We start from the raw sequence: 11743 nt of genomic DNA, 5'->3' as shown, positions 1-11743 counted from the left end.
AAAAATACACGATACAGAAAGGATAAGGGATGTCTGACACAGAATTTGAATCATTTGTCATGAACGCAGGGCCGGATATTCTGAGGTTCTGCCGTATCATTGCGAATAACAAAGAGCAGGGAGATGAGCTATATCAGGACGCGATGGTTTTGTTATTGGAAAAGCGGGCGTCATTGAAAGCAGAGCAAAATAGCAAAAGCTATGCGTTGTCTGTTGCTGTTTTGCTGTGGAAAAACAAAAAGAAAAAATATGCAAACCGTATGCGAATCGCGCCAGTCAGCAGCTTGGAAGAGCATCAGGAAACGGTTTCTTCATTTGCGGCGGATTGGGACACGACACCGGAACAGATGATGATCAACAAACAGGAGATTGCAGAGGTGAGAAATGCAGTGCAGATGCTACCAGAAAAATATCGAATTCCAATCTGCTTAAGTTACAGTGCTGGGCTGACAATGGAAGAAATTGCAACATGTATGAAAGTGCCGGTCAATACGGTGAAAACAAGAATCCGAAAGGCAAAATCAATTTTAAAACAGGAATTGGAGGCGAGAGGAATTGACAGATGAGCGATTTGAACAGTTGATGAAGCAGGCATTGAAGCCTGAAATTGATGAGCGAGATGTTGTGATCCAAAAAAATACAAATAATTATAAAAACAGAATGAAACGAAAAAGAAGGTTGCGTGTCTGTATAACAGCAGGAATTGCTGCGGCTGCCTGTGTGGTTGCAGGTGTGCAGCTCAATCGTTTTGGAAATGGACAAGTACCGTATACAGAAACAAAGCAGGATTTTGTTACAAACAAAACATCATCTGCATTTTCACTTTGCGTTTATGCATCGGAGCTCAGTTCGGAAAATTCGGTGGCGTTAAACAATGAGAACGGAAATTCGTGGGTATTCGGTATGAGATCAGACAGTGATATGCTCAGCTATTGCATTGCTTTTCCTGTTTCGTGCAAAGGTGAACAGATAAAGCAGATCACATATACGATTAACAAGGGGGTGTTTCAGATCATCGGGGAGAATCCTGAGAAGTTTTGCACACAGATGACTCTATATACAGAGCAGACAATGAATTTGCCAAGAATTTCCCAAAACAAGGATCAGCAGGAAAGTGTTCTATATTGCACTTCCTATACCATTGATTATGAAAATCAGGATGCGGGGTGTTTTGTTAATATTTGTGGATTCACGGCGGATGATGAGCAAACGGAAAACTTATTTTTTAAGAGTGAATCAATTGAGGCAGGAAAATGGACAGAGGATTTAAATTCGATTCTTTTCGATAAAATACAGGTTACAGTTTGTGCAGCGTTTGAGGATGGCACAAGTAAAACTCAGACGATTGCAATAGCGGCAGCAGCTAGTGATGCAAACAGTACGTATGAGAAAGGGCAGACACAGAAGGAGAAATTGATTCAGTATGAGATGAGGTGATCGAATGAGAAAACGAGGAAAAGTGAAAATTGTTTTGGCTATTTTTATAATAGTATTATTTTCTTGTACAGCGGTGATAGGCAACAGTAGAACAGGCGTGATTGAAAACGTGATGGCAAAAAATGCTGCCGATGTAGATATTCTGACGATTAAATCAAGAGTATTCACAGGGGAGGAGATCATTAAAGCATGGCTAGACACGGATACACTTGATGAGAATTGCTTAACGGTATTAGCGCAGCGTGGGACGGCAGCAGTCACGACGACCTATGATACTGGAAAGCAAAAAATAACAGTGAACTGGAATCAGGGAGCATTTAACGGTGCCATTGTTCGGATAAATGGACGAGAAGAAAAAACCAGAGAAGAATGGACAGCCCGTTGGTTAAAAACTTTTGAGAATCTTGGAATTTCAGTCGATGATTCTTATGAAGAAAAGTGGCAGGGTGAAAATAATGATGAAGAACATGATATTTATTATATAGAAGAAAATGGAATTCATCTGTGTCCAAATGGCTATTCACTGGGTGATTTGGGACAATGTTGGGGACAGTCAATTGATATTACAATTGAGAAAGATGGTTATTTTGTATCCTTTAATAATGTATCAGAAGTAATTGCACGGGAAGAAAAGAAAGGACGAAAGCTGATTTCTAAAGAGAAAGCCATACGGGCATGTCTTGACAATTATTTTTGGGATCAGAATGCGGAGGATGAAGCGGGCGTATTAGTAGAAGAGGCTTCCTGTGACATGGAATACCTGATGATTGATAAAGGATCCGAGAATGACGAGAGTGTGTGTGATATTGGCTATTATGTGCAAATTCCAATGTCCGATACAGACGGTGGAAATCAGTATGTGATTGAAGGTTTTGTCGATGGAGAATACCCGTATTGCTATGCGACTGCAATGACGGCAAATGTTAATCAAACAGATCAGAGCGAATAGGAACGGAGGGATGCATATGATCAGACGGGAAGCAAGGCGGATTGTGACGTCTCCGCTAGCATGGTTTTGTGTCGTGATCTACGCGGCAGTTTTGTTGATGGGAATTGCAGAGACGTTAAAAATAAAAGAGGCAATATCGGATCATGGCTGGTTAGATTTGTTGTGTGTGTCAGAAGAATATGGCATTACAACTTTGGTGAAAAATCTGGTATTTCCTATGAGTGTTGCATCGGTATATTTTGATGAAAAAAAGGGAAAATGTGATTGGGTAAAAATGATGCGGACAAGTCGGCTTCGCTATTGTGTGACAAAAGCAATCGCGGTATTTGTTGGCAGCATTTTTCTATATATGATGAGCGTGTTCCTATTTATTGCAGTTGGAAGCATGATGCATCCTGAGATTTTAAAGACTGCCAATAATTCGTATTTTCTGGTCGGTGAAATGTGGCAGAAGTGGATCCAGGATGGAACGTATTGGGGTGTATTCTTTTTGTATGTAGTTTTGAATTCGCTTCAAGTTGCTGCGTGGTCCTCGATGTTAGGGTTATGTGTTGCTGCTTTTAGTGAAAATCGATATGTGGTTGCAGCTGTTCCTTTTTTTATCAATAGGATATTTCTTTATCTTGGAGACATGATTGATTGGCTTTCGATCGTTAGTCCATATAGCTATCAGCCAATACAGTTTTGGTATACCGGTACGCAGGTGGATCTTTTCTGGCTGGCTTTTAAAAATTTGGCAGTAATGTTTTTATTTACCTGTATTTTTATAGAGGAAATGAAATGGAGGGCATCACATGGCTGATAGAAGAACAAAGAAAACGGCAAAACAAATTTTTGGCTACGCACGTCTGAATTTTCATATGGGAATGCGTCAGGGAAAAAATCTGGCTGTTTTATTGTGCATGGGCTGCTTTTTGCTTTATTATCTCGGTGGCATTCGTGGGTATCTGGCATCGGCAGAAGAAACGGTCAGTGTGCAGGAGTTATTTCTGGCTATGATGAATACGCATTATACGGCAATGACAGTCGGGGTTGGCTATCTGCTTGTGATCTGTGATATTCCATATAGTGAGAAGGGGATTTACCCATATCTTATTCGCACATCTCGAAAAAGTTGGTTACTTGGTCAGATTTTATATCTGTTCTTGGTAACAATTTTCTATTTTTTTTATGTGGGACTAGTGCTTGCAGCAGCAATTGTTCCTCATATTTCATTTCGTATCTCGTGGACAAATGCTTTTGTCAAAATGCTGAATGCACCATGGAGATGTGGAATAAAGAATTATTTTTCTTTTACGTTTTCGCTAATAAAGCATAATCCACAGTATGTTGTGGTAGTACGACAACTCTTTTTATGTCTGCTTGTTTCGATGACTCTTGGAATGTTGACAATGGCGGTTCATATGTTGTGGAAAAATGGCCCCGGTATATTGGTTGGCGCAGTGGCTCTGGCATGTGATTATCTGGTAACGGCGGTATTGGATGCGATTGTAGGACTTCGCTATTTTTCACCTCTTACATTGAGTCGAATTTCAGCACTCAGTACCAGCGTAAATGATCGGTTCAATCCATCATTTTCGTATGCGTGCCTATTTCTTGGCGGTTTGTTTGTGGTTTCACTGAGCATTAGCATCTGGAAATTAAGGCGCTATGAGTATGGGCGATAATGAGTATAATCGATAATGAGTATGGCCCATAAGCCAATAAGGGTGTACAAGAACTATTTTTGAGAGAAAGGATGCAAGATCAATAGTCAATGTTTTTCGGTCTAACATTATAATTATATAGGAAGGAACGTGACGTGTATGAGTGATTATATTCAATTAACAAATATCAGTAAAACGTTTGGAAAGCAGACTGTGTTGCAGCCGCTTACAATGGGGTTTGAGGAAGGAATGATTCACGGCATTATCGGGCGAAATGGTTCTGGTAAAACCGTTTTAATGAAAATGATTCTGGGTATTTTGCAGCCGACAACGGGAACGGTCATAGTGGGAGATAAGCGAATCGGAAAGGATGTGGATTTCCCAGAGAGTGCAGGTGCGATCATTGAGACGATTGAGTTTATTCCATATATGAGTGCATATCAAAATCTGGCAGACATCGCAGCGATGCGCGGCAATCTGTCAAAGACTCAAATAAAGGAAGTGCTAGAGATGGTCGGCTTAGGAAATGTCGGAAGAAAGCATGTATCAAAGTTTTCCATGGGAATGCGACAGCGCCTGGCGATCGCACAGGCAGTAATGGAGTCTCCGAAGCTTCTGATATTAGACGAGCCGATGAATGGCATGGATGAGAAAGGCGTGGAGGAGATGCGGCGGCTGATTTTAGCGAGAAAAGCGGCGGGTACGACGATCATCCTTTCCAGTCACAATATAGAAGATATCCGTATCTTATGTGATCAGGTGTACCGCATAGATGCAGGAGTTGTCATGAGAGAAGTTGAATGAGAAACTGAGTGACCATGGGGACAGGTCCGGCGGACTTTTAATTGGGTACGTTGGTTTGATTACTGTCCCGGTGGCTTGCAATTGTTATGCAAAGGCGCCAGAAGCTGCAAAAGCGGCTATGGCGTTTTTTTTTGGACGCAGCTCTGCCACAGTTTAAAGAGACCGCAAACAATGTGGTCTTTTTTGCATATAAGAAGCATCTAACCTGCATTGTATCGTACCTTTTTGTGTGGTATCATAGCTTTATCATTTTTATATAAGGTATATTTGCGGAGGAAACAGATGGAAAAAAGACAGACATGTGATCTGGCAGGAATCTGGCGCTTTGAGATTGATAAAGAGGACAGGGGCTTTGCCGAGCACTGGGAAAAACGAAGACTGACACAGACGATCACGCTGCCTGGATGTCTGCAGGCGCAGGGCTATGGCGATGCGATCAGCGAAGATACACCGTGGGTTCAAAGTCTGTATGATGCGTTGTGGTATCAGCGCGGCGAATATGCGTATGCGCAGGAGAATGGAACAAAGGTGCCATTTTTGAGTCAGCCGCCGCGTCACTATACAGGAAAGGCGTGGTATCAGAAGACGATTTTTGTGCCTGAAAAATCAGATGGGTTTGTTGGCCGGCTGACTCTTGAGGACACAAAATGGAAGACAACGCTCTGGATTGATGGGGAATGCAAAGGCAGCATAGTAAGTCTTTGTGCGCCGCATGTATATGAGACAGGGGCATTATCAGCAGGAGAGCATACAGTTACGCTTTGTATTGACAATGGCTGGCAGCTGCCGTATCGGCCAGATGGTCATGGCGTGTCAGATGCGCTAGGCGCAACATGGAACGGCGTTGCAGGAGCGATTACCTTAGAGCTATTCAATCGTGTTTGGATTGAACGTGTTTGGGTGAATGCACAGCTGCCGAAGGCTACCATAAAAGTATATCTGAAAAATGAGACAAGCCATACTCAAAACTGTATAGTTCGCGTACAGGATATTGCACGCACGGATATCAGTGCTGAGATGATCTGCGTGCTCACACCGGGAAGCCAGATTTGTGAGCTTACGCTGAACTATCCATCTGATACATTACTTTGGGATGAGTTTGATCAGGGCTTACAGCACCTTATAGTAACATTGTCCTCTATAAGCAATGCACTGCAAGGAGAAATGCAATCATATATCACACAATTACCATTACAGAGCAAAGAAATGGTATCGCAGTTTCCAAAAGCAGTACTACAGACTAAAGAAGTCACATTTGGTTTTCGCAGGGCAGAGGTAAAGGACGGTCATTTTGTCATCAATGGGCGAAACACATATCTTCGTGGAACTCATTTTGGAGGCGATTATCCATTAAGCGGCATTCCAGATTGTGGCAGCGCATACTGGGATAAAATCATGGAGACTGTGAAAACGTGGGGCATGAACTTTATCAGGTGCCATTCATATTGTCCGCCAGAGGCTGCATTTGAAGCAGCTGACCGCGTTGGTGTCTATTTGCAGATAGAGTGCGATATGTGGAATGTGTTTGCACCAGATGCGCAAATGAACAACGTGCTGTGGGAAGAGACAAAGCGTATACTTGATACATTTGGCAATCATCCGTCATTCCTTATGCTGTCTCCGAGCAATGAGCCGGGTGGAGACTGGCTTATGCCGCTTACTGATTGGGTATCAAAGTGTCGCGCATACGACAGCAGACATCTTTATACCATTCAGTCTGGATGGCCGTATCCTATGGAGCCGGATAAAATCACGGGAACAGATTATGTCTATTTTCATAGATCAGGATTTGGCATACAGCCAGGCGGAACCATCCGTGGACCGCGCGGTTGGAATGGTGGTGATTACCGTGAATCATTAAAAGATATCTCTTACCCTGTAATATGTCATGAGCTTGGCCAGTGGTGTGCGTATCCAGATTTTGATGTGATTGATAAATTTACAGGCTATTTGCAGCCGGGGAATTTCGAGATCTTTCGTGAGAGTGCGCGTGCGCATGATGTGTTGGGGCAAAATAAGGAATTTGTCTATAATTCAGGACGGCAGCAGGTGCGTATGTTAAAGGAAGATCTTGAAGCAAATCTGCGAACACCTTATATATACGGTTTTGAACTTCTTGATCTTCATGATTATTTGGGACAGGGAACGGCACTTGTCGGTATTCTCGATCCATTCTGGGATTCAAAAGGCTATGTTACTCCAAACGAGTGGCGTCAGTTTTGTGATGAAACCGTACTTCTTGCGCGCATCGAGTCCTACTGCATCGACCGTGCAAAAAATGCTACGATCAGCATCCCAATCGAGGTCAGCCATTTTGGTCGCGCACCGTTACAGTCTGTTCGCATTCATTGGCAGCTTGAGCAGCAGCCAGTTACCGGGTATACATACGGTGAACATGGCAAGACACTTACGCAGACCATATTTCAGCCGCCTGTTCTTTGCGGAACACTAAAGCAAAGAGATTATGCGCTAGAGAAAAATCAGTCTGCCGGCTGCATTTACTTGAATATGGAAGATATAGAGCCAAATCGTGTTTATACATTGCGAGTAAGCATGAAGGCAAATGGAAGGATAGTGGAGAATACCTGGCCGATTTGGATATTTGACAGCAGCAAATTAAATCCAGTTTCTACACCAGACGGGTCAAAAGCAGAGTCTGATACGCACGAAGCAGTTTTCATCACATCAGACCGCTTCCACGCCGAAACACTTCTTAATGAAGGAAAGCGTGTATTGTTTGAACTGCCATATGAGGATACTTCATATGATTGTCCGCCTGTTCGCTTTAATCCGTCCTTCTGGAACTCACAGATGGGACCGACTTGGGCGCGAGGTATGGGCATGATAATTCAAAAAGCACATTCGGCATTTGCATCATTTCCAACAACTGCTGACGGCGGATGGCAGTGGCAGTCATTAATTGAAAATGCAAGAGGTCTTCGAGTAGAAAAACTTGGCTGCGATTGCATTACAAACCTTGTTCAGCCAATTGACGAATGGAATAGAAACGACAAGATGAGCCTTCTTTTTGAGTGTCAGGTTGGAACAGCCCGTCTTATGATGACTTCCATAAATCTTGAACAGGATACCCCACAGGCCGCAGCCCTAAAGAAAAGCATTCTTTCTTATATGAAGAGCGATGCTTTTGAACCGCAGGGACAAGTATCATGGAAACAATTATCATCGCTGTTTGAGATAAACGATGTAATGAAAGAACTAGGTGCAAAGATAGATGAGGATTCATTATCTGCCTGTCTTGATGGAAATCCGCAGACCTTTGTGCGGCTTACGGGTGGCTATCCGTATTCCTTCATTATTCAGACACCACAAAAGCATGACATTTTTGGTATACTCTATATGCCGCGTCAAAATCATCGTGAACATGAGGGTGAGCTTCGCAGCTATCTTATCGAGGCATGGTTAGACGGTACATGGAAACAAGTTCAAAAAGGTAAGCTTTCGTCATCCTACGAACCAAAGCGCATAGCCTTTTTGCATGAGGTATATACAGATCGTATTCGTTTCACTGCACTCGATACATTTAGCGCACCGGGAAAGAGCTGCTTCTGGGCAATGGAACCAGACGGTTGGTATCAAAAAGAGGCAGACACGACTGCTAATCCAGAGTTTAAGGGACAGCTGCCGCAGGATATCTTTAGCGCGTCTGTGATCAACCTTCTTTTGGCAGAGGAAGAGGAGATGGCCGTTTGGAAACAACACGCTGAACAACGGAGTGTTCATTTGAAAGAAGCAGTAACTAGTATTGCTTCCGAGAAGAGCGCAACCGCCGAAATTGATAACTAGTTACGTAAATGGGTGGCCGACAAACACTTCGCCGAGGTCCCCTTCGATAACCTCCTGGGTTACAATACAATAAAAAAGAAAGGAATATCTACCATGGAATTTACAAAGTATGGAATCACAGAAACTCCAAAACTAATTTACAACAACCTACTTGCATCCAAGTCCGATATCGACGGCTTTGTGCTTGAGGGTACAGCTAACATTTCATTTCCTGAGGGCAAGCTTCGCATGGAAAACGGCTTAAGTGCTGCGCAGGGTCAGAAGGCAAACTACGTTTTATGGTGTCCGAAGAATTTTCCATCCAATGTTTACATTGAATGGGAGTTTCAGCCATTAAAGGAGCCAGGACTTGCAATCCTTTTCTTTGCTGCAAAGGGAAGAAATGGAGAAGATCTCTTTGATGAATCACTTCAGCCAAGAACAGGAGAGTATCCGCTTTATCATCACGGAGATATAAATGCCTTCCATGTATCTTATTTCAGAAGAAAAGAGCCAGATGAGAGAAGCTTCCACACATGCAACTTAAGAAAGAGCTATGGATTTTATCTTGTTGCGCAGGGTGCTGATCCTATTCCGGACGTTGCAGATGTATCCGCACCGTACAAGCTTGGTCTTTTAAAATATGAGAATCAGGTACGCTTCTTTGTCAATGACTTAGAAGTATTCAATTTCAACGATGATGGAACAACATATGGTCCATGCTTGGAAGGTGGAAAAATCGGATTTAGACAGCTTGCACCGATGATAGGAGAGTACTCAAAACTTAAAGTTTATAGCTTTGAAAATTAAAAAAATATAGTTGAGAAAGTGTCTATTTACATAAAAGGTCGTTTTTGCTATGAACTAAAAATAAATTGAATAGACATCCAAAATTTGTCCGTTCTACCTAATGACAAATGATAAATTTTTAACAAAAAATAGAAAAAATTAATTTTTTTAGAACAAAAAGTAAAAAAAGTATTGAAAAAATAAGCAAAGTATTATATAATATCGACAATGAAAATACACCATCCGTGTGCAGCAGATATCATCTTTGAAAACCAAAGTTTATAAAAAAACTTGGTCGTAAATGCATAGAATGCACTCTAAAAGGATCGGAGTAGAAAAAAGGAAGGAGAAAAATCATGGGTAAGAAAAATAACACATCAGCCTATCAGCATAAGAAGACTCCGCTGATCACTGACATGAAGCGTCATAAGTGGCTGTATCTGATGGTTCTTCCAGGCGTTATCTGGATGATCATTTTCTGTTATATGCCTATGGGCGGCCTGGTAATGGCATTCCAGAATTACAAGCTGCGTATTCGTGGTCATTCAGGCATCTTTTCCAGTTTCATCTACAGTGAATTTGTAGGACTGGATAATTTTAAAGAGTTTTTTACAAGTAAAACAGTTAGCTTCTGGTCGCTGTTTAGAAATACATTGTCCATCTCATTATTGAGTCTGGCATTGTTTTTCCCGGCACCGATTATTCTTTCATTGATGCTTAATGAGTTAAGATGTATGCCATTTAAGCGTATTTCACAGACACTGGTTTACATTCCTCACTTTGTATCCTTAGTTATCGTTGCATCTTTAACACAGCAGCTGTTTAACTCTAATGACGGTGCTGTTTACCAGTTAATGGAGATGTTTATGGGTGATGGGGCACCGAAGATTCTGACCGATCCGAAGTACTTCAATCAATTGATTGTAGGACAGAGTATCTGGAAGGAGACTGGTTACGGTACTATCATTTTCTTAGCAGCACTTTCCGGTGTTGACATGCAGCTGTATGAGGCAGCACGTGTAGATGGTGCAGGCAGATGGAGACTGATGTGGCATATCACACTTCCGGCAATCCGTGGTACAGTTGTTATCATGCTGATTATGAAGTGCGGAAGTATCTTAAACACAGGTTTCGAGCAGATTTACCTGATGAAGAACGATTTGAATGCTTCTAGGGCACAGGTATTTGATACCTACATTTATGAGAGAGGTATTGTAAGTGGCCAGTATTCTGTATCAGCTGCAGCAGGACTCTTTAAGTCTATTGTCAGTTTGATTCTTGTTTTAAGTGCAAATAAGATTGCAAAGCTCTGTGGTGAGAGCGGATTCTATTAAGGAGGCAAAAGCGATGGCTAACAATATTTCAAGAGCAAACAGAATTAAGCGGTCGCCTGGTGATGCATTTGTACAGGTTCTTCTGTATGTGTTTGTAGCACTTTTTGCCATAGCAACCGTTATCCCGTTTTTATATGTACTGGCTGGTTCCTTCGCGACAGAGCAGGAGCTGACTGAAAAGTCATTCTTCCTGTTCCCGACAGTATTTTCTACCAATGCATATTCTTACATTGTAAAAGATGGTTCTATTTTTAGAGGTCTTGCAAACTCTCTGCTTGTAACAGCAGTTGGTACTTTTATCAATATGTTTATGAGTACCACACTTGCATATCCTCTGGCACGTTCCGACTTCCGTTGGAGAAACGGTATCACAAACATGGTTATCGTTACGATGCTGTTTGGCGGTGGTATGGTACCAAGCTACATCTTAGTTGTAAATATTCTTCATCTTCGTAATACATATTGGGCACTGTGGCTGCCAGGTGCAATCAGTGCATTCAACATGATTATTATCAAGAACTATTTCCAGGGTCTTCCAAAGGAACTTGAGGAAGCATCACACATCGATGGTGCATCTGACCTTACCATTTTCCTTAAGGTTGTTCTTCCTCTTTCCAAGCCAGTTTTGGCTTCTGTAGGTCTGTTCTACGCAGTAGGACACTGGAACGCATACTTCAACTCACTGCTGTATATTGATAATGTTAACATGAAGGTTGTACAGCAGGTACTGCGTGAGGTTATGCAGCAGGCACAGCAGGCAGAGACAGATGAGCTTATGGACTGGGGTTCAAATGGAGCACCGCCGTCTAAGGCAGTTCGTATGGCATCTACTGTAGTTGCAACTGTCCCGATTCTTTGTGTTTACCCATTCATCCAGAAGTTCTTTACACAGGGTGTTATGGTAGGTGCAGTTAAGGGCTAATAAGTAAAAAGAAGTGATAATGAGCGCGAAAATTTCGCAGATCATCTTTCATAGATGGCGACCGAAAGCTGCCTGTAAA

The 11743-nt window shown here is 42.2% G+C and carries 10 protein-coding genes; all 10 read left to right on the top strand.

Annotation, left to right across the window (positions count from 1 at the left end; all coding sequences use genetic code 11):
• Positions 1 to 29 precede the first annotated feature (29 nt).
• The 10 genes from WJP93_RS07335 (at position 30) to WJP93_RS07290 (ending at position 11664) form a co-directional block, all read left to right on the top strand.
• On the top strand, positions 30 to 566 hold the full coding sequence (locus WJP93_RS07335) for a sigma-70 family RNA polymerase sigma factor (protein WP_337547554.1): 537 nt from the start codon (positions 30 to 32) through the stop codon (positions 564 to 566).
• Positions 556 to 1437, top strand: coding sequence for a hypothetical protein (locus WJP93_RS07330; protein ID WP_337547552.1), 882 nt, complete (start codon positions 556 to 558; stop codon positions 1435 to 1437). The genes WJP93_RS07335 and WJP93_RS07330 overlap by 11 nt, the downstream gene beginning before the upstream one ends.
• Positions 1438 to 1441: 4 nt before the next feature.
• A complete protein-coding gene (locus WJP93_RS07325) occupies positions 1442 to 2386 on the top strand; it encodes a hypothetical protein (protein ID WP_337547551.1) in 945 nt (314 codons plus the stop codon).
• A 16-nt stretch (positions 2387 to 2402) separates the two neighbouring features.
• A complete protein-coding gene (locus WJP93_RS07320; protein ID WP_337547550.1) occupies positions 2403 to 3188 on the top strand; it encodes a hypothetical protein in 786 nt (261 codons plus the stop codon).
• On the top strand, positions 3181 to 4053 hold the full coding sequence (locus WJP93_RS07315; protein ID WP_337547549.1) for a hypothetical protein: 873 nt from the start codon (positions 3181 to 3183) through the stop codon (positions 4051 to 4053). The genes WJP93_RS07320 and WJP93_RS07315 overlap by 8 nt, the downstream gene beginning before the upstream one ends.
• A gap of 138 nt (positions 4054 to 4191) precedes the next feature.
• Positions 4192 to 4836, top strand: a complete 645-nt coding sequence (locus WJP93_RS07310; RefSeq protein WP_118616407.1) for an ATP-binding cassette domain-containing protein — start codon at positions 4192 to 4194, stop codon at positions 4834 to 4836.
• A gap of 282 nt (positions 4837 to 5118) precedes the next feature.
• The gene (locus WJP93_RS07305) at positions 5119 to 8640 is read left to right on the top strand and encodes a sugar-binding domain-containing protein (protein WP_337547546.1); all 3522 of its coding nucleotides are present in this window, start codon (positions 5119 to 5121) and stop codon (positions 8638 to 8640) included.
• Positions 8641 to 8733: 93 nt separating this feature from the next.
• Complete coding sequence (locus WJP93_RS07300; protein ID WP_337547545.1) at positions 8734 to 9429, top strand: DUF1961 family protein; 696 nt, start codon at positions 8734 to 8736, stop codon at positions 9427 to 9429.
• A gap of 335 nt (positions 9430 to 9764) precedes the next feature.
• The gene (locus WJP93_RS07295) at positions 9765 to 10742 is read left to right on the top strand and encodes an ABC transporter permease subunit (RefSeq protein WP_337547542.1); all 978 of its coding nucleotides are present in this window, start codon (positions 9765 to 9767) and stop codon (positions 10740 to 10742) included.
• 13 nt (positions 10743 to 10755) lie between these two features.
• Positions 10756 to 11664 carry a carbohydrate ABC transporter permease gene (locus tag WJP93_RS07290; RefSeq protein WP_066560720.1) on the top strand — a complete coding sequence of 303 codons (909 nt, stop codon included), beginning with the start codon at positions 10756 to 10758 and terminating at the stop codon, positions 11662 to 11664.
• Positions 11665 to 11743: the final 79 nt, after the last annotated feature.

Source organism: Anthropogastromicrobium sp. (assembly GCF_037349415.1).
Taxonomy (GTDB): Bacteria; Bacillota; Clostridia; order Lachnospirales; family Lachnospiraceae; genus Anthropogastromicrobium; species Anthropogastromicrobium aceti.
This window is presented reverse-complemented; position numbering and strand designations above follow the sequence as displayed.